A 21,362-nucleotide genomic window follows, 5' to 3' on the forward strand; every position below is an offset into this window, starting at 1 on the left:
GCAGCAACGCCGCAGATCAGAGCCTTGCAGGCCAAGCCACAAATCAGCCGCCCTGCAACGAAGGCTCAGATCGCCCGCTCCCCTAGGGGGCGCGCAGCCGTTTTGTCAGTCCCTGCTGGCCCGCGCGCGTGCTCAGCGGCCGTCGCGCAGGCGGCTGTGACGATAGCCGTAGCCGAAATAGACCACCAGCCCGACCAGCGTCCATAACCCCATCAGCATCCAGTTGTGCAGCGTCATGGCCGACAGCAAGGCCAGGCAGCTGAGCACACCGGCGCTGCAGATCAGCCACGCGGCCGGCATGCGGAACGGACGCGGCAGTTCCGGATGGGTGCGGCGCAGGATCAGCACGCCCGCGCACACGGCAGCGAAGGCGATCAGCGTGCCCATCGAGGTCAGCTCGCCCAGCACATCCAGCGGGAAGACGGCCGCAAGTATGGCGATGCCCACGCCAGTGATGACGGTATTGATGTGCGGCGTGCGGTACTTGGGATGGATGCGGGTGAAGATCGAGGGCAGCAGGCCATCGCGCGCAATGATCATGAAGATGCGCGGCTGCCCGATGATCATCACCAGCACCACCGACGACAGCCCGATCAACGCGCCCACTTCCACGACCACGCGCAACCAGGCCAGCTGCGGATGCGCCGCCACCGCGGTCACCACCGGCTCGTCAGTGCCGAGCAGGGTGTACGGCACCAGGCCGGTCATGACCGCCGCCATCGCGATGTAGAGCACGGTGCAGATCACCAGCGACAGGATCATGCCGATCGGCAGGTCGCGTTGCGGGCGATGCGATTCCTGCGCCGCCACCGACACCGCTTCGAAGCCGATATAGGCGAAGAACACCATTGCTGCGCCGCGCAGCACGCCTTCCATGCCGTACTTGCCCGGGCCTTCGTTGGCCGGGATGAACGGGTGCCAGTTGGCCGTGTCCACGTATTTCCAGCCCACCGCGATCACCAGCAGGATCAAGCCCGTCTTGAGGATCACCATGGCCATGTTCATTGCCGACGACTTGCGGATGCCGACATAGCACAGCCAGGTCAGCAGCAGCACGATGCCGGCCGCCGGCAGGTTGGCGATCGCCCCGGTGGGTTGCAATTTGCCGTCCAGCGGCGCGCTGACGAATGCGGCCGGCAGGTGGATGTCGAAATGCTCGAGCAGGCTCAAGAAGTAGCCGGTCCAGCTGACCGCCACTGCCGAGGCGGACACGCCGTATTCCAGCACCAGCATCCAACCGATGAACCACGCGGCCAGCTCGCCGAAGGTGGCATAGGTGTAGGTGTAAGCGCTGCCGGAGACCGGCACCATCGCAGCGAATTCGGCGTAGGCCATCGCACAGAACGCACAGCACACCGCTGCGAGCACGAACGAGAGCATGATTGCCGGGCCGGCATGGTCGGCCGCCGCCTGGCCGGTGATGACGAAGATGCCGCCGCCGATCACCGCGCCGATTCCCAGGGCGGTCAGCCCCCAGGGGCCAAGTGCGCGTTGCAGGCCCAGCCCGTCAGCCGCCTCATGGCTGGCGTGCGGGTGTTTGGTGGCCCAAAGTTGTTTGAACATGAAGCGGTTCCGGCTTGGCGCTACGCGCGGTCATTGAACAAGAAGACCGGCGTCGCGCGCCGGTCTTGAGAGAAGCTTAGGCCCGTTTCGCGAGGCGACTGTGGTGGATGCCGTAGCCGAAGTAGATCGCCAGTCCAATCACGGTCCAGCCCACGAACACCTTCCAGTGTTCCTGGAAGGCCTGGAAGAACAGGAACAGACAGGCCAACGCGCCCAGGGGGCAGATCACCATCGCCAGCGGCACCCGGAACGGGCGCGGCAGGTCGGGCTTGGTGAAGCGCAGCACCATCACGCCGGCGCACACGGTGGCGAAGGCGAGCAGGGTGCCCATCGAGACCAGTTCGCCCAGGACGTTCAACGGAATCACCCCGGCCAGCAGCGCGGCGACCACGCCGACGAACAGGGTGCCGACGTAGGGTGTGTGGAATTTCGGGTGCACCCTGCCGAACAGTTTCGGCATCAACCCGTCCTTGGCCATGGTGTAGAAGATGCGCGGCTGCGCCATCAGCATCACCAGCACCACCGAGGACAGGCCAGCGATCGCGCCGATCTCCACTGCAGTCTTGAGCCAGCTCAGTTGCGGGTGCGCTTCCAGCGCAGTGGCCACCGGCTTGGCGGTGCCGAGCTGGGTATACGGCAACAATCCGGTCAACACCGCGCACACGATGATGTAGATGACGGTGCAGATTGCCAGTGACACCAGGATGCCGATCGGCATGTTTTTCTGCGGGTCCTTGGTCTCGCCGGCGGAGGTCGAGACCGCGTCGAACCCGATGTAGGAAAAGAACACGATGGAGGCCGCGCGGAACACCCCGTCCCAGCCGAACTGCCCCGGCCCGGTGTTCTCCGGGATAAAGGGGTGCCAGTTCGCCGGATCGATGTAGGCGATGCCGAAGCCGACGAACAGGCAGATCACCACCACCTTGATCGCCACCACGATCGCGTTGGCGAACGCGGATTGGGTCACGCCCACGTAGCACAGCATGCTCACCGCGCCGACGATCAACACGGCCGGCAAGTTGACGATGTTGCCGGAGCTAACAAAGCCATGGCCGTCCCAGGCCAGGGGCGCGCCGGCCAGTTCTGCCGGGAACGGCAGCCCGAGCGTGCCGGTCAGGAAGCTGATGAGGTAGGCGGACCAACCGACCGCGACGCTGGAGCCGGCAAACAGGTACTCAAGCACCAGGCACCAGCCAATGAACCAGGCGACGCCTTCGCCGAGCGTGGCATATGAATACGAATAGGCGCTGCCGGAGACCGGCATCATTGCCGCGAACTCGGCGTAGCACAGACCGGCAAAGGCGCAGGCGATGCCGGCGAACACGAACGACAGCATCACAGCTGGCCCGGCGTGATTGGCTGCGGCCTGGCCGGTCAAAACAAAGATGCCGGCACCGATCACCGCGCCGATGCCGAGCATGATCAGGTGCTTGGCGGTGAGGGTGCGTTTGAGGGTGGCTTCGCCTTGCAGGCTGCCTTCGAACGGTTCGCCGGCATCGACGTGGCCTGCGGGCTCGATCGGTTTGACCCGCAATAAAGACTTCAGCATTCGGTGACATCCCCAGTGGCAAAGCAAGGCGCAAGCGCCCGGATGAAGGTCATGCGCCCGGACCCCGGTGGGTTGGGCAAGCGACGTACCTTGCCAAAGCTACACGCTCGCGACAAGCACGTACGCAGCATGAATGGCGATAATGGCCGCCTGGCCCTGCGTGGAAACCGAGACGAGCGATGGTGGATTCGACCCTGCAACAGCAACTGGCCGCGTACCGCAGCCGCTGGCCCGACGAAGCCGCACTGGCCGAGCAGTTTGCGCAACTCCTGGACGATGCCACCGATCCGTTCGTGCGCGAGCGTGTCGAAGGTCACTTCACCGGCTCGGCGTGGGTGGTCAGTGCCGATGGCACCCGCACGCTGCTGACCCATCACCGCAAGCTGCAGCGCTGGCTGCAGCTGGGCGGCCACGCCGATGGCGACCGCGATCTGGCCCAGGTGGCACTGCGCGAGGCACAGGAGGAATCCGGCCTCACCGGCCTGACCCTGGCCGACGGCCGGCTGTTCGACCTGGACCGGCACTGGATCCCGGCCCGTGGCGAGGTGGCCGGCCACTGGCATTACGACGCACGCTACGTGGTGGTCGCCGGCGCCGACGAGACTTTCCAGGTCAGCGAAGAATCGCTCGCTTTGGCGTGGCGCCCGATCGCCGAGCTGCTGGCCGACCCGGAGCTGGATCCGTCGATGCGACGCATGGCCGAGAAGTGGATGGCGCACGGCGGCAGCTGATGCGCCGGCGACGGGCGTTGCCGGGCCGGATTGCGCGGGTGCCGAGCGTCCGTTGGCTGGGCGGGCATGGCGGGATTGGGTACCCTTGGGCGCCCGTTGCCTGTCCATGCCCATGTCCCGCACCGCTGCTTCGTTCACATACCGCCTGGCGTTCCGCCCGGTCGATGACCGGATGGACTCGGCCGAACTGGCGCGTACCGTGCAACGGGCGCTGCTGGCGTTGAGCGGGCCGCCGCATGGCGTGGCGATCGTCAGCCTGCAGCGCCCGCCGCGCGAGGATGGCGACGGCCTGTACATGGAGGCGGTCACCACCGGCCCGGAGCGGTGGTATTTGAAGGCCGACGACTATCTGTTGAGCGAGGGCTTGCGCGGCGAGTTGCAGCCCTGAGGGGCTGGGATTCGGGATTCGGGATTGGGGATTCGCAAGCGCGTACGTTGCGTGATTCGCTTTTGCGCGCTTGTTTTGGCAGTGCGCGCATTCGCGTCTGCGCCACCGCAATCGATCCAAGCCAGAGAGCGGTCAGGGAAAGGACGCGCCAGCGCCGCCGCTCTTCCCAATCCCAACTTCCGAATCCCTAATCCCCGTCAGTAGAGAACCCGCGTCCGCAAGGTGCCGGTGATCTGACCCAGCTCGTCCTTCAACACGCCCGCCAGCTCCTCGCTGGCGCTGACATCGATCACCACATAGCCCACCTTGGGGTCGGTGCGCAAAAACTGACCATCGATGTTGAGGTTGTGGCGCGAGAACAGTTCGTTGATCTGCGACAGCACGCCCGGCACGTTGCGGTGGATGTGCAGCAGCCGCAGGCTGTCGGGGTGCTCGGGCAGGGTGACTTCAGGGAAGTTCACCGCCGACAAGGTGCTGCCGTTGTCGCTGTAGCGCACCAGCTTGGCGGCCACTTCGACGCCGATATTGTCCTGTGCTTCCAGCGTGCTGCCGCCCACGTGCGGGGTCAGGATGACGTTGTCGTGCGCAATCAACGGCGATTCGAACGCATCGCCATTGCCCTTGGGCTCGATCGGGAACACATCCACGGCCGCGCCACCGATCTGGCCAGAGGTGAGCGCCGCATCTAGTGCATCGATGTCGATGACGGTGCCGCGCGAGGCATTGATCAGATGCGCGCCGGGCTTCATGCGGGCGATTTCTGCCGCGCCGATCATGTCCTTGGTGGACGGGGTCTCCGGCACGTGCAGGGTCACCACGTCCGAGCGCGCCAGCAGGTCGTCCAGGTCGATCGCCGCGCGCGCGTTGCCCAGCGACAGCTTGGTTTCGATGTCGTGGAAGATCACCTGCATGCCTAGCGATTCGGCCAGCACGCCAACCTGGGTGCCGATGTGCCCGTAGCCAACGATGCCCAACACCTTGCCGCGGGTTTCGTGGCTGCCGGCGGCCGACTTGGACCAGCCACCGCGGTGACATTCCGCATTTTTCTGCGGGATGCCGCGCAACAGCAGGATGGCCTCGGCGATCACCAGCTCGGCCACGCTGCGGGTGTTGGAGTAGGGCGCGTTGAACACCGGAATGCCGGCCAGTTCCGCCGCTTCCAGGTCGACCTGATTGGTGCCGATGCAGAAGCAGCCCACCGCGATCAGCCGCTTGGCATGCGCCAGCACATCGGCGCTCAAATGGGTGCGCGAGCGAATGCCGACGATGTGCGCCTCGGCGATGCGCGCCTTGAGTTCGTCCTCGGGCAGGGACTTGGCGTGCAGCTCGATCTGCGAGTAACCGGCGGCGCGGAACACGTCCACGGCGGTCTGGCTGATGCCTTCCAGCAACAGGACGCGGATGTCCTGCTTGGGAAACGAGGTTTTCTTCGGCGACATGGTGGACGCACTGCAGCAATCGGGCCGGCCACTATGCCAGATGGGGTGGGCGATTTGGCACCCGCAGTGCCTGCGGTGTGACGCCGCAGCCCTTGTGCCGCAACGGTTTCAGCTGAATCCAACGCTGTGCGTACGCACGTTGACGCGGCTGGACGGGGCCGGCGCAGGCTGGCACGCTGTGGGGTTCCTACCGCCGCGCTGCGTGCCATGACCGATCCCCGCATCCTCTCCTTGCAACAGGCCGTCCCCGCGCTGCGGTTGAAGACCGAACCGGCCGACCTGGAGCACTACGGCCGCGACTGGACGCGCCGCTGGACGCCGAATCCGCTGGCGATCGCGCTGCCGGGGTCGGTGGAAGAAGTGCAGGCGGTGGTGCGCTGGGCCAACACGCATGCGGTGGCCGTGGTGCCCTCGGGCGGGCGTACCGGTTTGTCTGGTGGCGCGGTCGCAGCCAATGGCGAGCTGGTGCTGAGCCTGGAGCGGTTGAACAAGCCGCTGGCCTTCGATGCGGTGGATCGCACGCTCACCGTGCAGGCCGGTATGTCGCTGGAAGCGGTGCACAACGCCGCGCGCGAGCACGGCTTGGTGTATCCGGTGGATTTCGCAGCGCGTGGTTCGTGCTCGATCGGCGGCAATATCGCTACCAATGCCGGCGGCATCCGCGTGATCCGCTACGGCAATACCCGCGAATGGGTGGCCGGGCTCAGCGTGGTCACCGGCACCGGCGAGCTGCTGCACCTCAACAATGCGCTGGTGAAAAATTCCAGCGGCTACGACTTCCGGCATCTGATGATCGGCTCGGAAGGCACGCTGGGCATCGTGGTCGAAGCGACGCTGCGGCTGACCGACCCGCCGCCGCCGAGCAACGTGATGCTGCTGGCGCTGCCGTCGTTCGATGTGTTGATGCAGGTGTTCGCGGCGTTTCGCGCACAGCTGCGGCTGGAAGCGTTTGAATTTTTCACCGATCGCGCGCTGGAGCACGTGCTGGCGCACGGCGCGCAGGCGCCGTTTGCGCAGGTGCACCCGTACTACGTGGTGACCGAGTTCGCTGCCGGCGATGAGGCGCAGGAAGCGGCGGCGATGGCGGCGTTCGAGGCCTGCATGGAGCAGGGCTGGGTGAGCGACGGGGTGATCAGCCAGAGCGATGCGCAGGCGGCGCAGCTGTGGCGCCTGCGCGAAGGCATCACCGAAGCGCTGGCGCGTTACACCCCATACAAGAACGATGTGTCGGTGCGGATCTCGGCGATGCCGGCGTTCCTGGCCGAGACGCAGGCATTGCTGCACGACGCCTACCCGCATTTCGATGTGGTGTGGTTTGGCCATATCGGCGATGGCAACCTGCATATCAACGTGCTCAAGCCCGACGCCACCAGCCAGGCAGATTTCATCACTGCCTGCGAGCAGGTCACCAAGTTGCTGGCGCAGAGCCTGCAGCGTTTCGACGGCAGCATCTCGGCCGAGCACGGCATTGGCCTGGTCAAGAAACCGTACCTGTGGAGTACGCGCTCGGCGGCAGAAATCGCATTGATGCGCGGCATCAAACAGGTGCTCGACCCCCATCTTTTGCTGAATCCAGGCAAGCTGTTCGATATGGACGAGGTGCCCGGCGCAACGCCTGCCGGGTAGTCTCTTCACCACCTCACATGGAATAGACACGCCGATGATGCGCTCCCTGGTGTTTTGTGCGTTGACCCTGCTGCCGCTAGCAGCCGCCGCATCCAGTCTTGCGGGAACCTCGGCCGGTGCCTCGTCGGCCGGTTCGTCCAACAGCAGCAGTTCCGGCGACGACAAGGTGGTTGCCGACGCACGCGAAGATGCGGCCGGTTTCGTGGCCAGCGATGGCGCCATCCGCGGTGCGCGGCTTGAAGCGGCATTGCTGCAATTGCGCAGTCGCAGCGATGCGGCGCGCGTGTCCAGCGACCTGGAACTGGCTCAGTCCATCCTGGCGCAGTGAATCGTCGTCGCCGGTGCGCATGGCTGTGGCTGGCCGCAGCGATCGCACCGGCGGCGCACGCCCAATCGCAGCGTTCGCCCGCGCTGCAGGTGTCGGTTGTCGGGTCGGAGTTGATCCCGTCGGAGCGCGCGTCCAGCCAGGCGCTGCTGCAGCAGGTTGAACAACGCTTGCCCGCGGCCTGGGTAACGCGCGATGCAGCACCCATTCAATTGCAGTGGCGCCGCGATTTGCCGGCGCAGGTGCATGGTCGTGCGATCGGCAATCGCATCCTGCTCGATCGTGCGCTGTTGGATGCCTGGAGCATGCAGCCCGCCAGCGCACGCACTGATATCAGCGCCCCGGCCACGCGGGCGGCGATGGCGGCGTTGGTGCATGAATTGGCGCACGTGCGCGACCGTGGAGCGGGCAGTGCGTTATCGCGCGACCCACGCCTGCGCGATCTTGCCGGCTGGCAGGTGCGTCCCTGGCGGGTCGGGCGCGGTGCAAACCGCTTCAGCGACCGCAGTCCCGATGCCTACGAGCGGCATAGCCCGGCCGAATTTGTTGCGGTCAATCTCGAGCATTACGTGCTGGATGCGGACTACGCCTGCCGCCGTCCAGCGCTCGCGGCCTGGTTTTCCGAGCGGCTAGGGCCGCCGCACGCTGCGGCAGCATGCGCGCCGACCTTGCCGTATCTGCAGGCCGACAACGATGCCGGTGCGATGTCGCTGCTGGCGTTGGATCCGGCGCGGGTCTATGCGGTGGACTATTTGCTTGCCGAAGGCAACGAGCAGCCGATGAGTCGCTGGGGCCACAGCATGTTGCGGCTGGTGATCTGCGCGCCCGGCCGCGCGCCAGGGCCGGCGTGCCGGCTGGATCTGCAGTATCACCGCGTGCTGTCGTTTCGTGCCTTCGTCGGCGATGTGCAGATCTCCAGCTGGCGCGGGCTGACCGGCTCGTATCCGTCACGGCTGTTCGTGCTGCCGTTGAACCAGGTCATCGACGAATACACCAAGGTGGAATTGCGTGCCCTGTCGTCGGTGCCGCTGGCGTTGCGCCCGGATGAGATCGCCGCGCTGCTGGCGCGCGCCGCGCAGGTGCACTGGAGCTACGACGGGCGCTATTACTTCATCAGCAACAACTGCGCGGTGGAAACCTACAAGTTGTTGCACGACGGCGTGCCGCGTCTTGCTGAAGCCGCCGTGTCATCGATCACCCCGCGCGGCGTGCGCCAGCGGCTGCAGCGCGCCGGCCTTGCCGATCTGCACGTGCTGGACGACCGCGCGCAGGCCACACGTCAGGGCTATTACTTCGAATCGGCGGCTGCGCATTATCAGGCCATGTTCGACGTGCTTCGGCGCGGCATTCCGGTACCGCAGATGAGTGTTGCGCAATGGCTGGATGCCGCGCCTGGCGCACGCGCGCAGTGGTTCGACCGCGGCGGCCTGCGCGAAACCGCAGCTGCATTGTTGCTGGAGCAGGCCGCGTTACGGCGACAGGAGCTGATCGCGCGCGATGCGCTCAAGCGCCTGTTGCGGCCCGGCATCGCCGAGCGCGCAGCAGTGCAGGATCAACTGCAGCGCCTGTTCGCCCGGCAGGCGCGGCTCAGTCACCCGGCGGCGCTTCTCGATGGCCCCGGCTACGGATTACCGCAGGCCGACGAGCAGCAACGTGTGAGCGCCCAGGTCGCGCAGGCCAGTAGCGGCCTGGCCGATGGCTGGAAGCAATTGCAGGCGATGGGCCGACAGCAGTTGTCTGCGGAGCTGCGCGATGATCTGGAACAGGGTGAGGCGAACGTGGAAAGGCTGCGTGCACGATTGCGCGTGCTTGCACAGCCGGCGCAGGCAGTTGCGGCTGCTGGATCAGTGACTGCCAAGTGAGCGGCGACGCTGGCGTTTGCGTCGGTTGATTGCCGCGTTGCAGGCATTGCGGGTGCATCCAACACACCAACACGCCCGCGACTTGAAGGTCTTTAGGCGATTGCGAGTGAGTTGACGCTGACAACAGCGCGCATGCCGCGTTGCGCTGCGCGCAAGCTAACGCCGGGACGGACGCGCTTTCCAGTGCGTCCAGCGTGAGAAAGCGGCTTGGAAGCATCGGGAACGCAGCAAGCCGCTACATCTGCATGGCACGGCTCAGCTCGCAGGCTGCAAATCCGCTTGTTTTGCATAGTTGCGCAGCCACTCGCTGACGCCAGCATCACTGCGGTAGCGTTGCATCAGTGCAGTCAGCCGGGCGGGTGCCGGCGTGCAGTACTGCTCCACGGCCGCTTCGATTTCGCGGCGGCGCGCGTCGTCGTACGGCTCTTCGCCGGCGAAATGCTCGCAGGTGTCGTAGTCGTCCACCAGCTTGCGCACGTCGTCCGGCATGCCGCACAGGCCGGCCGGATGTTGCAGCCATTCCTCTTCCACCACCGGATCGGTGCAGGCGACTGCAGCGGGCGCAGAGGCGACCGCCGCAGGGGCGGGCGCCGGTGCCGGCTCGGCGGTGCAGGCACTCAGCGCCAGCAGCGCGAGCAGGCACAGGATGCTGCGCATGTCAGTCGGCGCGGCCGGCGAACTCGCCGGTGGTGGTGTTGACCAGCACGCGTTCGCCGTTGGTGATGTACTCCGGCACCATGATTTCGAGCCCGGTGTTGAGCTTGGCCGGCTTGGGGCGCTTGGTGGCAGTGCCGCCCTTGAGCTCTGGCGGGGTTTCGACCACTTCCAGAGTCACTGTCTGCGGCAGCTGCACGGCGACCGGCTGGTCGTCGATCACCTGCACGAAGATGCCGGTGAGGCCATCGGTGATGTAGCCGGCGTCGGTGCCGATCACCTCCGCGTCCAGCATGTAGGGGGTGTAGTCCTCGTCGTCCATGAACACGAAGGCCTCGCCGTCCTTATACGAATAGGTCGACTGGCGGCGCAGCAGTTCCACTTCCGGCAGGTTGTCGTCGGCATCGAAGCTGGCATCCAGCTTGGCGCCGCCCGGCACGCTGTACATGATGAAGCGGAAGCGCACATTGCCGCCGCGGCCCTGCGGCGAGCTGCGTTCGATGTCGCGGATCTGGTAGATGCCGCCGTTGTATTCGACGACGTTGCCTTTCTTGATGTCGTTAGCTTTCATGGGAATCGGGAGTTGGGAATGGGGAATTGGAAAAGCCGGGGCCGGGGTGCTGGGAGTGGGGCGCGGTTGCGATTCCTCATTCCCGATTCCCCATTCCCTGCTACTTGGGCGCCAAGCGCACGCCGCCGTCCAGGCGAATGACTTCGCCGTTGAGATAGCGCGTGCGCAGGATGAAGGCGACGGTTTCGGCGTACTCGTCGGGTTGGCCCAGACGTGAGGGGAACGGGATCGAGGCGGCCAGCGATTGCTGCACGGCTTCGGGCATGCCATCCACCATCGGGGTCCAGAACACGCCGGGCGCAATGGTCATGACGCGGATGCCGAAGCGTGCCAGTTCGCGCGCCATCGGCAAGGTCATCCCGACCACGCCACCCTTGCTGGCGGCGTACGCGGCCTGGCCGATCTGGCCCTCGTAGGCGGCTACCGAGGCGGTGTGGATGATTACCCCGCGCTCGCCATCCTCGCCGGCCGCGTTGTGTTGCATCACCTCCGCTGCGGCCTTGGCGACATTGAAGCTACCGACCAGATTGACCATGACGGTGGTGCAGAAGGTGGCCAGCGGCATCGCAGCCTCCTTGCCCAGCACGCGGCCGGCGCCGAGGATGCCGGCGCAGTTCACGGCCAGGTTGAGCCCGCCCAGTGCCTGCGCCGCTTGCGCGACATTGGCGGCAACCTGCGCCTCATCGGTCACGTCGGTGGCGAAATAGTGCGCGTTGCCGGCGCCCAGCAAGGCCAACGCCGCCTCTGCCTTGTCGGCATTGACGTCGAACAGCGCGACCTTGCCGCCGTCGGCGACGATGCGCTGCGCCACGGCCAGGCCGAGGCCGGAAACGCCGCCGGTAACGATGGCAAGGACAGAAGAAGACTGCATGCGCGTGGGTTCCTTGAAAGCGGTGATGCCGGCCGGCGATCGGTCGGCGATTCTAGCCGAAGCGCTCATCGCATCGCTGCGCGGCGCAACGCGGGTGGAATGATCAGGCGGCCGCTGCCAGTGCCTTGCCGACCTTGCTGCCGGTTTCCCTGCCCAGCAGTTGCGCCAGCCAGCGCCCGGTGCGGGCAAGGGCAGGCAGGTCGATGCCGGTGGGCATGCCCAGGCCATGCAGCAGATAGACCACGTCCTCGCTGGCGACATTGCCGCTGGCACCCTTCGCATACGGGCAGCCACCGGCGCCGGACACGGCCGCATCCACCACCCGCACGCCTTGCTCCAGGCAGGCGGCGATATTGGCCAGCGCCTGGCCGTAGGTGTCGTGAAAGTGCACGGCCAGGGCCTGCATCGGGATGCTGCCGGCCACCGCGGCCAGCATCTGGCGTGCCTTGGCCGGGGTGCCGACGCCGATGGTGTCGCCCAGCGAAATCTCGTAGCAGCCCAGGCGGTACAGTCGCTCGGCCACATTCACCACATCGGCCACCGCCACCTCGCCCTGGTAGGGGCAGCCGAGCACCGTGGACACGTAGCCGCGCACGCACACGCCGTCCTGCGCGGCCTGTTCCAGGATCGGCCGGAAGCGCTCGATCGATTCGTCGATGCCGGCATTGGTATTGGTGCGGTTGAAGGTTTCGGAGGCCGCGGTGAACACCGCCACTTCCTGCGCGCCGGCCGCGTGGGCACGCGCATAGCCCTGCAGGTTCGGCACCAGCACCGGGTAGGCGATGCCGGGCTGGCGGGTGATGCCCGCAAACACCTCGGCGGCGTCGGCCAGCTGCGGCACCCAGCGCGGGCTGACGAAGCTGGTCGCCTCGATTGTGCGCAACCCGGTGGCAGAGAGCTGATTGATCAAGGCGATCTTGTCGGCGGTGGCAATCGGGTTGGCTTCGTTCTGCAGGCCGTCGCGCGGGCCCACTTCGACAATGCGTACGAAGTCGCTCATGGGCGGCTCCGGGCCGTGGAGCGCCGTTGCTGCTGCCCGCTGCACGGCATGGGGTCGGCTAGATACCAGGACAGCCTCATGCGCTTTCCTCGCTCGCCCACGCCGGTGGGCGCTTGTCGAGGAAGGCGCCCAGGCCTTCCTGGCCTTCCGGCGACACACGCAAGCGGGCGATCAAGGCGGCGTTGGCCGCATCGATGGCATCGCGTTCGCAATACGGCAGCATGCTGCGCACCAGCGCCTTGGCGCTGCTGGCGGCCTGCGGTGCGGCGGAGAGCAGTAGGCGGATCTGGCGTTGCACCGCAATGTCGAGCTGGTCGGCGGCCACCAATTGATGCAGCAGCCCGAGCGATTGCGCCATGCCGGCATCGAAGATTTCCGCGGTGGCAAACCAGCGCCGCGCCTGGCGCGCGCCGATCGCGGCGATCACGTAGGGCGAAATCACCGCCGGCAGCAGGCCGAGGCGGCTTTCGGTCAGACCAAAGCGCGCCTCTGTGCAGCCGATGGCGATATCGCAACACGCCACCAGGCCGACGCCGCCGCCAAACGCGGCGCCATTGACGCGCGCAATGGTGGGCTTGGGCAATTCGTCCAGTGTGCGCATCAGACGCGCCAGCGCCAGTGCATCGGCCGCATTGTCGGCTTCGCTGGCGCTGACCATGCTGCGCATCCAGTGCAGGTCGGCGCCTGCGGAAAACGCCGCGCCGGCACCGGTGACCACCACCACCCGCACCTGCGCATCGGTACCGGCCTGCTGCAGGGCGGCGGTGAGGGCGGCAATCAGGGTCGCGTCGAACGCGTTGTGCACCGCCGGGCGATTGAGCCGCAACGTACGGACCGCTCCCTGGTCCTCGACGATCAAGCCGGTTTCCTGCATTGCGCATGCGTCCATGAATGGGATGCGAACCATGATAGCCGGCCCACCCGCTGGAGCCATGACGCGGTGCGTCGATGCTAGAATTGAGAACCATTCCTAACAATCAGGCCGTCTTTGTGACGTTGTCGGATATGCCATTGCATCGCGTCGCCACCGTGGAATCCGTGCAGGACCGTCAGCCCAACGACACCATCGCCCGGCGTCTGCGCGAACTGGGCTTCGTGGCGGGGGAAGAAGTGACGGTGCTGGCGATGGGCCCGGTCGGTCGCGAGCCGTTGCTGGTGCAGGTTGGCTATACGCGTTTTGCACTGCGCCTCAGCGAGGCGGCCCGCGTGCAGGTGCGCGACGACGGAGTGGCGGCATGAGCGCGATCGGCCTGCCGATGCGGCTGGCGTTGGTGGGCAACCCCAACAGTGGCAAGACCGCCTTGTTCAACCAGCTGACCGGCAGCCGGCAGAAGGTGGCCAATTACACCGGCGTCACCGTCGAGCGCAAGGAAGGCCATTTCCGCGCGCCTTCCGGGCGCGAGTTCGCGGTGCTGGATCTGCCAGGCGCCTACAGCCTGCAGCCGGCCAGTCTGGACGAAGCGATTACCCGCGATCTGTGCCGCGGGTTTTATCCGGGCGAGCCGGCGCCGGATGTGCTGGTCTATGTGATGGACGCGACCAACCTGCGCCTGCATCTGCGCTTTGCGCTGGAGCTGCGTGAGCTAGGCCGCCCGATGATCGTGGCGCTGAACATGATGGATGCCGCCCAGCGGCGCGGCATCGTCATCGACTTGCCCGCACTGGAGCAGGCGCTCGGTGTGCCGGTGGTCGAGACGGTGGCGGTGCGACGCGGCGGCGCCAAGGCGCTGGTCGAGCGCATCGACGCGCAGGCTGCGCACCTGGCGGCACCGAGCGCCACGCCGCCGGCCGATGGCAACTATCACGCCCAGGTGCGGCAGATCCTGAGCGCGGCAGTGACCATGCCGACGCGTACCTCGCGTGTGGACGATGCGTTGGACCGCTGGCTGCTGCACCCGATCTGGGGCTTGGTGACGCTGGCGGTGGTGATGTTCCTGATCTTCCAGGCGGTGTACGCCTGGGCCACGCCGGTGATGGACCTGATCGATGCCGGCACCGCGATGCTGGGCGACTGGGTTGGCACCCACATGGCCGAAGGTCCGCTCAACAGCCTGCTCAAGGACGGCATCATTGCTGGCCTGGGTGGGGTGATCGTCTTCCTGCCGCAGATCCTGATCCTGTTCGCCTTCATCCTGGCGCTGGAAGAATCCGGCTACCTGCCGCGCGCGGCGTTCCTGCTCGATCGCATGATGGCCTCGGCCGGCCTGTCGGGGCGCTCCTTTATCCCGCTGCTGTCGAGCTTTGCATGCGCGGTGCCGGGCATCATGTCCACCCGCAGCATCCAGGATCCGCGCGACCGCCTGGCCACCATCATGGTGGCGCCGTTGATGACCTGCTCGGCGCGCCTGCCGGTGTACGCCTTGCTGATCGGTGCCTTCATCCCGCAGAAGACCGTGTGGGGCATCTTCAATCAGCAGGGGCTGATCCTGTTCGCGCTGTATGCCGCGGCCATCGTCAGCGCGCTGCTGGTGTCGTGGACGATGAAGAAGTGGCGCCGCGACAAGAGCGAGCATCCGTTGATGCTGGAGCTGCCGTCCTACCGCGTGCCGCAGCTGCGCGATCTGGCGCTGGGCCTGTGGGAGCGCGCGGTGATCTTCCTCAAGCGCGTGGGCGGCATCATCCTGGCGCTGACCATTCTGTTGTGGTTCCTGCTGTCGTTCCCGGCCGCACCAGCCAATGCCACGTTGCCCGCAATCGACTACAGCTTCGCCGGGCGGATCGGCCATGCGATGGCGGTGTTCTTCGCGCCGCTGGGCTTCAACTGGCAGATCTGCATTGCGCTGATTCCCGGCCTGGCGGCGCGCGAAGTGGCAGTGGCGTCGCTGGCCACGGTCTATGCGCTGTCCGCGGCCGATGACGATGCCGCAGCGCAGGCGCTGTCGCCGTTGATCAGCGACGGCTGGTCGCTGGCCACCGCGTTGTCGTTGCTGGTCTGGTACATCTACGCACCGATGTGCATCTCCACGCTGGCCACCATCAAGCGCGAAACCAATTCCTGGAAGCAGATGAGCATCAGTGCGGTGTACCTGTTCGCGCTGGCCTATCTGGCCTCGCTGGTGACCTACCAGCTTGCCGTGTTGTTCGGAGCTGGCTGAGATGTCGCTGACCCTGCAATACGTGATCATCGCGCTCGCCGTGCTGGTGAGCGCCTGGGTGGTGATGAAGAAGCAGTTCCCCGGCACGCTGCGGCGTTTGCGCGGCGCGCTTGCGCTCGCCTTAGTGCGCGAGGGCCGCCCCGCGTGGATGCAGGCAATGGGGCGCCGCGTCGCACCGCCCGCTGGGCAGGGCGCGGCCGCCTGCGGTGGTTGCGACAGTTGCGGGCCGAAAACGCCGCGCAGCCACTGACGGCCGGCAGCGCCTTCGCTACACTTGCGCGGCCGCAGGACGCGGCAGTTCAGGGGAAAGGCGATGCGTGTGTTGGTGTTGCTGGCCGTATTGGCAGCGATTGCGGGGATTTATAACTACGGTGGGAATGCGCTGGACGAGCAGCAGGTGCGCGATCTGTATGCCGCGCACGACAAGGCGATGCTGGCCCAGGATGGTGAGGCCTTGTGCGCCATGACCGCACCAGACTTCGAGATGGTGGTGCTGTACCGCATGGATTCGCACCAGCAGCGCCGCACCACCACGCGCGAAAAATACTGCAAGGCCAATGGCGAGTGGGCGCAGGCGCTGCGCCAGGTGCATCCGTCGGTCAACCTGGAAGACGTGATGGACTACAAGCACTCCATCACCAAGGTCGAGATTGCACCGGACGAAGCCTCGGCCATGGTCGAAACCCGCGCCACGATCGGGTTGCCCGGCATGCGCATGACTTTGCGCAGCCGCGACAAGGTGATTCGCAAGCGCTGGAAGACCCTGGTGGAACGCAGCGAAGGCACCGCCTGGGTCGGGCCGGCGTACGACTGAGCGCGGCGCGCGCGCCGCCTTTGGTGCGCGGGAGCACTGGCGCTTTCAGCATCGTGCGGCAGTGAGCGCGCCAAGCGGTGATGCCATGCGCTGCCGAATGCACGCATGGCAGCGCGATCACGCGGTAAACAATCGCAATCAGGCCGCACCGCGTTCGCTGCAGCGCACAGCGCGTTGGCGGCGGGCAGTCGCTATGCTTGGTTGATGACGACCTCTTTCCAGATCTCCCGACGTGCGCAGGCGCTGACCAGTTCGGCGATTCGCGAAATCCTCAAGATCACCGAACGGCCCGAGGTGATTTCCTTTGCCGGCGGCCTGCCGTCGCCGGCCACGTTTCCGGTGGAGCGCATGCGTGCGGCCAGCGACCAGGTGCTGCGTGATGCGCCGCAGGCGGCGCTGCAATACGGCCCCACCGAAGGGTATCTGCCGCTGCGCGAGTGGGTCGCTGCACGGCTGAGCCGCGATGGCGCCAGCATCCGCCCGACCCAGGTACTGATCACCACCGGATCGCAGCAGGGGCTGGATCTGCTGGGCAAGATCTTTATCGACGAAGGCAGCAAAGTACTGGTGGAGACGCCGAGCTATCTCGGTGCCTTGCAGGCGTTTTCGCTGTTCCAGCCCAACTTTGTCGGCATGCCGTCCGATGCCGATGGCGTGGTGGTGGATGCGCTGGACCCCTCGCTGCTGGCCAATGCACGCTTTCTGTATTGCCTGCCCAATTTCCAGAACCCTACCGGGCGCCGGCTGCCGCTCTCGCGTCGCCAGGCGCTGGTGGCGCGGGCTGCGAAGGCGGGCGTGCCGATCGTCGAAGACGACCCGTACGGCGAGCTGTACTACAGCGGCGAGCCGCTGCCGAGCCTGCTGTCGATGCACCCGGACGGGGTGATCTACATGGGCTCGTTTTCCAAGGTGCTGGCGCCTGGTCTGCGCCTGGGTTACGTGGTGGCACCGGAGGCAGTGCTGGGCAAGTTGATCCAGGCCAAGCAGGCGGCCGATCTGCATACGCCGTCGTTTACCCAGCGCCTGGTGCACTCCACGTTGCAGGACGATTTCCTGGACACGCATATTCCGCAGATCCGCGCGCTGTATGCGCGGCAATGCAGCCTGATGCTGGAGGCGCTGGAGCGGCACTTTCCGCCGCAGGTGCAGTGGAATCGTCCCGACGGCGGCATGTTCCTGTGGGTGACGCTGCCGCAGGGCCTGGATGCCAGCGTGCTGCTGGCGCGTGCGATCGCGCGCAATGTCGCGTTTGTGCCCGGCGCGCCGTTCTTCGCCACCTTGCCGCAGACCAATACGCTGCGGCTGTCGTTCGTTACCGTGCCGGGCGAACGCATCGATGCCGGCATCCAGGTGCTCGGCGAGTTGCTGCGTGAGGCATTGGCGGAGCTGCCGGGGCAGGGCGCGTGAGCGCTGCGGAGACACGCCTCTCTACACCGACGCAGTTGACGCGGATCGACAGCGTGGCCACCGGCGTGGCGCGCGACTTCACCCGCCCAGGCAGCCGCAGTGCGATCGACAAGCGCATGGTCACGCGGCCGCTGCAGATCGGTGCAGAAGGATTGGAAGGCGACGAGCAGGGCGACCGCCGCGTGCATGGCGGTCCCGACAAGGCGATCCACCATTACCCGCGCGACCACTATGCGGCGTGGCAGGCCGAGATCGGCGCGCATGCGTTGCTGGAGGCGGCCGGCGCGTTCGGCGAAAACCTCAGCAGCCTCGGCCTGACCGAGGCCAATGTCTGCCTGGGTGATCGCCTGGCGCTGGGCAGTGCGGTGGTGGAGGTGTCGCAACTGCGGCAACCGTGCTGGAAACTTTCCGACCGCTTCGGCCTGCGCGACATGGCGCGCCGCGTCCAGGACAGCGGCCGCACCGGCTGGTACTACCGCGTGCTGCAGCCCGGGCAGCTGGCGGCCGGCGATGCGCTGACGCTGCTGGAACGCCCGCATCCGCAGTGGACGCTGTCGCGTGTGCAGCAGGTGCTGTATGCGCGCGAGGTGGATGCCGAGGCCATTGCCGCGGTGTTGCAGCTGCCGCTGGTGCCGTCGTGGCGCGCATTGTTCGAGCGCCGCCTGCAGCGCCGCGAAGTGGAGAGTTGGGGCGCACGCTTGCACGGCGCTGTCGATCCGGGGTGAGTGGTGGCGTCACGCGCAGCAGGCGGTTGCCGGTTCATCTTGTGAAACCGTTGCCGCCTCGCTAGCCTGACCCCATGACAACTTCTCCCGTGAAAGTTCTGATCCACGGTGCCTCCGGGCGCATGGGCAAGGCATTGCTGCGATTGGCCGCCGAAGACGACGCCTTGCACGTCGTCGGTGCGGTGGTGGGGCGGTCGCCCTCGCAGCGTGTGGTGGATGGCGTGCCGTACTTCGCCGCCAACGAACTGGGCGGTGCGCCGGCGTTCGATGTGGCGATCGACTTCAGCCTGCCGCAGGGCTTTGCGCCGATCCTGGCGTTGTGCGTGCAGCGCGGCAAACCGCTAGTCTCGGGCACCACCGGGCTGGACGAGGCGCAACGGGCCGGCTTGCTGCAGGCAGCGGGCCAGATTCCGCTGGTGTGGGCGTCCAATTTCAGCCTGGGCGTGGCGGTGCTTACCGAACTGGTGGAGCGCGCCGCCGGCAGCCTGCCGGGTTGGGACTGCGACATCATCGAAGCCCATCACGTGCACAAGCAGGACGCTCCCTCGGGCACCGCGCTGACGCTGGGCGAGGCTGCCACCGGCAGCGGGGCGCAGCCGCGGTTCGCCAGCGTGCGTGCCGGCGACATCGTCGGCGAGCACAGCGTGCAGTTCACCGGGCTGGGTGAACGCGTCGAGCTGATCCACCGCGCCACCAACCGCGACATCTTCGCGCGCGGTGCGTTGCATGCGGCCAAGCGCCTGCTCGGCAAGCCGCCGGGCAGTTACCGGGTGCGCGATCTGGTGCTGTAAACGCGGGGCGTCCGTTACATGAATGGACGCATGCCAGCGGGCCGTATTCACCTGGCACCCGTGCGGCGCCTGCGCTGATCGGTGTGCCGCGCACTGGCATGCCGGGGCACTTGCCTTTACAATTCTCGCTTGCCCGAACCTAGCGTCGGACCGGTCCCCAGCACCGCGTCCGCGCTTTGCTGCAACCGGAATTTGGCCGGGAGCGCATCGGAGTCCCAGGCAGCCAGAGCGAGACCCCACGTGACCCAACCCGCAATCCTTGTCCTCGAAGACGGCACCGTGTTCGAGGGCGAATCCGTAGGCGCCAACGGGCTATCCGTCGGCGAAGTGGTGTTCAACACCGCCATGACCGGTTACCAGGAAGTCCTGACCGATCCGTCCTACGCCCGCCAGATGGTCACGCTGACCTATCCGCATATCGGCAACACCGGTTTCAACGATCAGGACGACGAGGCCAAGCAGGTGTGGGCCGCCGGCCTGATCGTGCGCGATGTGCCGCGCCGTCCCAGCAGCTGGCGCAACCAGGTGGCGCTGCCGGATTGGTTGCAGACCCGCGGTGTGGTGGCCATCTCCGGCATCGACACCCGCAAGCTGACCCGTCTGCTGCGCGAGAAGGGTGCGCAGAACGGTGCACTGATGGCCGGCGAGATCGATGTCGAAAAGGCATTGGAAGCCGCGCGCAAGTTCCCCGGCCTGAAGGGCATGGACCTGGCCAAGGTGGTCTCCACCGAAACCACCTATCAGTGGCAGGAAGGTCAGCTGGACCTGGACGCGAACGCCTTCGTGCAGGCCGAGCTGAAGTTCAAGGTCGTGGCCTACGATTACGGCGTCAAGATCAACATCCTGCGCATGCTGGCCGAGCGCGGCTGCGACGTCACCGTGGTGCCGGCGCAGACGTCGGTGGCCGAGGTGCTGGCGCTGCAGCCCGACGGCGTGTTCCTGTCCAATGGCCCCGGCGACCCGGAGCCGTGCGATTACGCGATCAGCGCGATCCAGGAATTGATCGCCAAGAAGGTGCCCACGTTCGGCATCTGCCTGGGCCATCAGTTGCTGGCGCTCGCCGCCGGTGCCAAGACGGTCAAGATGGCCACCGGCCACCACGGCGCGAATCACCCCGTGCAGGATCTGGAGGGCGGCCGGGTGATGATCACCTCGCAGAACCATGGCTTTGCGGTGGACGAAACCACGCTACCGGCCAACGTGCGGGTGACCCACCGCTCACTGTTCGATGGCACCAACCAGGGCATCGCGCTGACCGACGCGCCGGCGTTCTCGTTCCAGGGCCACCCGGAAGCCTCGCCGGGCCCGCGCGATGTCGGGCCGTTGTTCGATCGGTTTGTCGCATCGATGGCCGAGGCGAAGTCTTGATGCGGGGATGCCTGCTGCTGGCGCTGTGCTGCACGGTGGGTGTGGTGCATGCCGCGCCAGCCAGCGATGGCGCAGTCAAGACGCTGGTGACCCGGTTGGGCATGGGCGGGCTTGGAACCGACATGGCCGAATTGACGGTCAAGAGCACGCCATCGTTGAGCGCGCTGGACGATGCGCAGCGCGTCTGCGCGCGCAAGCCGATCCAGGACATGATCGACCAAGGCTTTCGCAGCTCGATGATCGCCGGTCTCGGCGCCGACGGCGCGCAGGTGGTTGCCGATTGGGCGCAGTTTCTGGACACCTCCGCCGGCAAGTCGCTGGCGAGTGTGTTTGCCGGTTCCAACGCGCAGACGATTGCTGACAGGGCCGGTGCAGGGCTGGACGAGAAGGCACGTGCCGAGCTGGACACGTTCCTGCGCAGCCCCTCCGGCGCACGCCTGATGGCCGCGCTGGATGCCGCCTCGCCGATGCCCGACGACCACGAAGCACGCATGGCGAAAGACCTGAAGGCGCAGTGCGGCATCGTGCTGACCGCCGATGCCGTTTCCTGATCGACAGCGTCCGATCACTCCCCCTATTTGTC

22 protein-coding genes are annotated in these 21,362 nt (G+C 66.5%); 14 read left to right on the forward strand and 8 right to left on the reverse strand.

From position 1 onward, the window contains the following. Window positions 1-132: 132 nt before the first annotated feature. A complete protein-coding gene (locus tag ACCQ01_RS09780) occupies window positions 133-1,563 on the reverse strand; it encodes an amino acid permease (protein WP_228433398.1) in 1,431 nt (476 codons plus the stop codon). Window positions 1,564-1,639: 76 nt separating this feature from the next. Next, the gene (locus ACCQ01_RS09785; RefSeq protein ID WP_228433396.1) at window positions 1,640-3,112 is read right to left on the reverse strand and encodes an amino acid permease; all 1,473 of its coding nucleotides are present in this window, start codon (window positions 3,110-3,112) and stop codon (window positions 1,640-1,642) included. A 179-nt stretch (window positions 3,113-3,291) separates the two neighbouring features. Between ACCQ01_RS09785 and ACCQ01_RS09790 the strand changes: the two genes are divergently transcribed. Both ACCQ01_RS09790 and ACCQ01_RS09795 read left to right on the forward strand, forming a co-directional pair. Beyond that, complete coding sequence (locus ACCQ01_RS09790; protein ID WP_076056997.1) at window positions 3,292-3,843, forward strand: NUDIX hydrolase; 552 nt, start codon at window positions 3,292-3,294, stop codon at window positions 3,841-3,843. 106 nt (window positions 3,844-3,949) lie between these two features. Next, window positions 3,950-4,231, forward strand: coding sequence for a hypothetical protein (locus tag ACCQ01_RS09795; RefSeq protein WP_011036994.1), 282 nt, complete (start codon window positions 3,950-3,952; stop codon window positions 4,229-4,231). Between the two features lie 197 nt (window positions 4,232-4,428). Here ACCQ01_RS09795 and serA read toward each other — a convergent pair whose 3' ends face one another. Beyond that, window positions 4,429-5,670: a phosphoglycerate dehydrogenase gene (serA, locus tag ACCQ01_RS09800; RefSeq protein WP_040941385.1), complete on the reverse strand. Its 1,242-nt coding sequence runs from the start codon at window positions 5,668-5,670 to the stop codon at window positions 4,429-4,431. Window positions 5,671-5,877: 207 nt separating this feature from the next. Between serA and ACCQ01_RS09805 the strand changes: the two genes are divergently transcribed. The 3 genes from ACCQ01_RS09805 to ACCQ01_RS09815 are packed head-to-tail and all read left to right on the forward strand — an operon-like array spanning window position 5,878 to window position 9,483. Next, window positions 5,878-7,296 (forward strand): D-2-hydroxyglutarate dehydrogenase, encoded by a 1,419-nt coding sequence (locus ACCQ01_RS09805; protein WP_228433394.1) that lies wholly within the window; start codon window positions 5,878-5,880, stop codon window positions 7,294-7,296. Between the two features lie 34 nt (window positions 7,297-7,330). Continuing rightward, window positions 7,331-7,624: a DUF2388 domain-containing protein gene (locus tag ACCQ01_RS09810; RefSeq protein ID WP_011036997.1), complete on the forward strand. Its 294-nt coding sequence runs from the start codon at window positions 7,331-7,333 to the stop codon at window positions 7,622-7,624. Then, on the forward strand, window positions 7,621-9,483 hold the full coding sequence (locus tag ACCQ01_RS09815; RefSeq protein WP_228433392.1) for a DUF7844 domain-containing protein: 1,863 nt from the start codon (window positions 7,621-7,623) through the stop codon (window positions 9,481-9,483). Before ACCQ01_RS09810 ends, ACCQ01_RS09815 begins: the two co-directional genes overlap by 4 nt. Before the next feature lie 255 nt (window positions 9,484-9,738). Here the strand turns inward: ACCQ01_RS09815 and ACCQ01_RS09820 are convergent, their stop codons facing one another. The 5 genes from ACCQ01_RS09820 to ACCQ01_RS09840 form a co-directional block, all read right to left on the reverse strand. Beyond that, entirely contained in the window at window positions 9,739-10,140 is a 402-nt protein-coding gene (locus tag ACCQ01_RS09820) for a hypothetical protein (protein WP_116922267.1), read from the reverse strand. Window position 10,141: 1 nt separating this feature from the next. Continuing rightward, the gene (yeiP, locus tag ACCQ01_RS09825) at window positions 10,142-10,708 is read right to left on the reverse strand and encodes an elongation factor P-like protein YeiP (protein ID WP_011037000.1); all 567 of its coding nucleotides are present in this window, start codon (window positions 10,706-10,708) and stop codon (window positions 10,142-10,144) included. A gap of 100 nt (window positions 10,709-10,808) precedes the next feature. Continuing rightward, the gene (locus ACCQ01_RS09830) at window positions 10,809-11,579 is read right to left on the reverse strand and encodes an SDR family oxidoreductase (protein ID WP_228433390.1); all 771 of its coding nucleotides are present in this window, start codon (window positions 11,577-11,579) and stop codon (window positions 10,809-10,811) included. Between the two features lie 103 nt (window positions 11,580-11,682). Continuing rightward, window positions 11,683-12,579 (reverse strand): hydroxymethylglutaryl-CoA lyase, encoded by an 897-nt coding sequence (locus ACCQ01_RS09835; protein WP_228433388.1) that lies wholly within the window; start codon window positions 12,577-12,579, stop codon window positions 11,683-11,685. A gap of 76 nt (window positions 12,580-12,655) precedes the next feature. Continuing rightward, the gene (locus ACCQ01_RS09840; RefSeq protein ID WP_076036860.1) at window positions 12,656-13,453 is read right to left on the reverse strand and encodes an enoyl-CoA hydratase-related protein; all 798 of its coding nucleotides are present in this window, start codon (window positions 13,451-13,453) and stop codon (window positions 12,656-12,658) included. Window positions 13,454-13,569: 116 nt separating this feature from the next. On the opposite strand from ACCQ01_RS09840, the gene ACCQ01_RS09845 reads away from it, so the two are divergent. The 9 genes from ACCQ01_RS09845 (at window position 13,570) to ACCQ01_RS09885 (ending at window position 21,330) form a co-directional block, all read left to right on the forward strand. Further along, on the forward strand, window positions 13,570-13,818 hold the full coding sequence (locus ACCQ01_RS09845; protein WP_228433433.1) for a FeoA family protein: 249 nt from the start codon (window positions 13,570-13,572) through the stop codon (window positions 13,816-13,818). Next, window positions 13,815-15,674: a ferrous iron transporter B gene (gene feoB / locus ACCQ01_RS09850; RefSeq protein WP_228433386.1), complete on the forward strand. Its 1,860-nt coding sequence runs from the start codon at window positions 13,815-13,817 to the stop codon at window positions 15,672-15,674. Before ACCQ01_RS09845 ends, feoB begins: the two co-directional genes overlap by 4 nt. A 1-nt stretch (window position 15,675) precedes the next feature. Continuing rightward, on the forward strand, window positions 15,676-15,924 hold the full coding sequence (locus ACCQ01_RS09855; protein ID WP_011037006.1) for a DUF6587 family protein: 249 nt from the start codon (window positions 15,676-15,678) through the stop codon (window positions 15,922-15,924). A 63-nt stretch (window positions 15,925-15,987) separates the two neighbouring features. Continuing rightward, window positions 15,988-16,488 carry a nuclear transport factor 2 family protein gene (locus tag ACCQ01_RS09860; RefSeq protein ID WP_228433384.1) on the forward strand — a complete coding sequence of 167 codons (501 nt, stop codon included), beginning with the start codon at window positions 15,988-15,990 and terminating at the stop codon, window positions 16,486-16,488. Window positions 16,489-16,593: 105 nt separating this feature from the next. Continuing rightward, window positions 16,594-17,895 (forward strand): aminotransferase-like domain-containing protein, encoded by a 1,302-nt coding sequence (locus ACCQ01_RS09865; protein ID WP_323370335.1) that lies wholly within the window; start codon window positions 16,594-16,596, stop codon window positions 17,893-17,895. Further along, window positions 17,892-18,620 (forward strand): MOSC domain-containing protein, encoded by a 729-nt coding sequence (locus ACCQ01_RS09870; RefSeq protein ID WP_228433380.1) that lies wholly within the window; start codon window positions 17,892-17,894, stop codon window positions 18,618-18,620. Before ACCQ01_RS09865 ends, ACCQ01_RS09870 begins: the two co-directional genes overlap by 4 nt. Before the next feature lie 74 nt (window positions 18,621-18,694). After that, window positions 18,695-19,411 carry a 4-hydroxy-tetrahydrodipicolinate reductase gene (gene dapB, locus ACCQ01_RS09875; RefSeq protein WP_011037010.1) on the forward strand — a complete coding sequence of 239 codons (717 nt, stop codon included), beginning with the start codon at window positions 18,695-18,697 and terminating at the stop codon, window positions 19,409-19,411. Between the two features lie 240 nt (window positions 19,412-19,651). Continuing rightward, window positions 19,652-20,779, forward strand: a complete 1,128-nt coding sequence (gene carA, locus ACCQ01_RS09880; RefSeq protein WP_228433378.1) for a glutamine-hydrolyzing carbamoyl-phosphate synthase small subunit — start codon at window positions 19,652-19,654, stop codon at window positions 20,777-20,779. After that, window positions 20,779-21,330 carry a hypothetical protein gene (locus ACCQ01_RS09885; protein WP_228433376.1) on the forward strand — a complete coding sequence of 184 codons (552 nt, stop codon included), beginning with the start codon at window positions 20,779-20,781 and terminating at the stop codon, window positions 21,328-21,330. Before carA ends, ACCQ01_RS09885 begins: the two co-directional genes overlap by 1 nt. Window positions 21,331-21,362: the final 32 nt, after the last annotated feature.

It is taken from the genome of Xanthomonas sp. NCPPB 4037, assembly GCF_041475695.2.
GTDB classification, from domain to species: Bacteria; Pseudomonadota; Gammaproteobacteria; order Xanthomonadales; family Xanthomonadaceae; genus Xanthomonas; species Xanthomonas campestris.

Bases quoted from the DNA above. Each gene is read 5' to 3' on its own strand.
- ACCQ01_RS09865 (WP_323370335.1), top strand. From the start codon at position 16,594: ATGGCAGCGCGATCACGCGGTAAACAATCGCAATCAGGCCGCACCGCG.
- ACCQ01_RS09785 (WP_228433396.1), bottom strand. From the start codon at position 3,112: ATGCTGAAGTCTTTATTGCGGGTCAAACCGATCGAGCCCGCAGGCCAC.
- ACCQ01_RS09840 (WP_076036860.1), bottom strand. From the start codon at position 13,453: ATGCAGGAAACCGGCTTGATCGTCGAGGACCAGGGAGCGGTCCGTACG.
- yeiP (WP_011037000.1), bottom strand. From the start codon at position 10,708: ATGAAAGCTAACGACATCAAGAAAGGCAACGTCGTCGAATACAACGGC.
- ACCQ01_RS09830 (WP_228433390.1), bottom strand. From the start codon at position 11,579: ATGCAGTCTTCTTCTGTCCTTGCCATCGTTACCGGCGGCGTTTCCGGC.
- serA (WP_040941385.1), bottom strand. From the start codon at position 5,670: ATGTCGCCGAAGAAAACCTCGTTTCCCAAGCAGGACATCCGCGTCCTG.
- ACCQ01_RS09810 (WP_011036997.1), top strand. From the start codon at position 7,331: ATGATGCGCTCCCTGGTGTTTTGTGCGTTGACCCTGCTGCCGCTAGCA.
- ACCQ01_RS09780 (WP_228433398.1), bottom strand. From the start codon at position 1,563: ATGTTCAAACAACTTTGGGCCACCAAACACCCGCACGCCAGCCATGAG.
- ACCQ01_RS09820 (WP_116922267.1), bottom strand. From the start codon at position 10,140: ATGCGCAGCATCCTGTGCCTGCTCGCGCTGCTGGCGCTGAGTGCCTGC.
- ACCQ01_RS09805 (WP_228433394.1), top strand. From the start codon at position 5,878: ATGACCGATCCCCGCATCCTCTCCTTGCAACAGGCCGTCCCCGCGCTG.
- ACCQ01_RS09855 (WP_011037006.1), top strand. From the start codon at position 15,676: ATGTCGCTGACCCTGCAATACGTGATCATCGCGCTCGCCGTGCTGGTG.
- ACCQ01_RS09885 (WP_228433376.1), top strand. From the start codon at position 20,779: ATGCGGGGATGCCTGCTGCTGGCGCTGTGCTGCACGGTGGGTGTGGTG.
- ACCQ01_RS09860 (WP_228433384.1), top strand. From the start codon at position 15,988: ATGCGTGTGTTGGTGTTGCTGGCCGTATTGGCAGCGATTGCGGGGATT.
- ACCQ01_RS09835 (WP_228433388.1), bottom strand. From the start codon at position 12,579: ATGAGCGACTTCGTACGCATTGTCGAAGTGGGCCCGCGCGACGGCCTG.
- dapB (WP_011037010.1), top strand. From the start codon at position 18,695: ATGACAACTTCTCCCGTGAAAGTTCTGATCCACGGTGCCTCCGGGCGC.
- ACCQ01_RS09790 (WP_076056997.1), top strand. From the start codon at position 3,292: ATGGTGGATTCGACCCTGCAACAGCAACTGGCCGCGTACCGCAGCCGC.
- feoB (WP_228433386.1), top strand. From the start codon at position 13,815: ATGAGCGCGATCGGCCTGCCGATGCGGCTGGCGTTGGTGGGCAACCCC.
- ACCQ01_RS09795 (WP_011036994.1), top strand. From the start codon at position 3,950: ATGCCCATGTCCCGCACCGCTGCTTCGTTCACATACCGCCTGGCGTTC.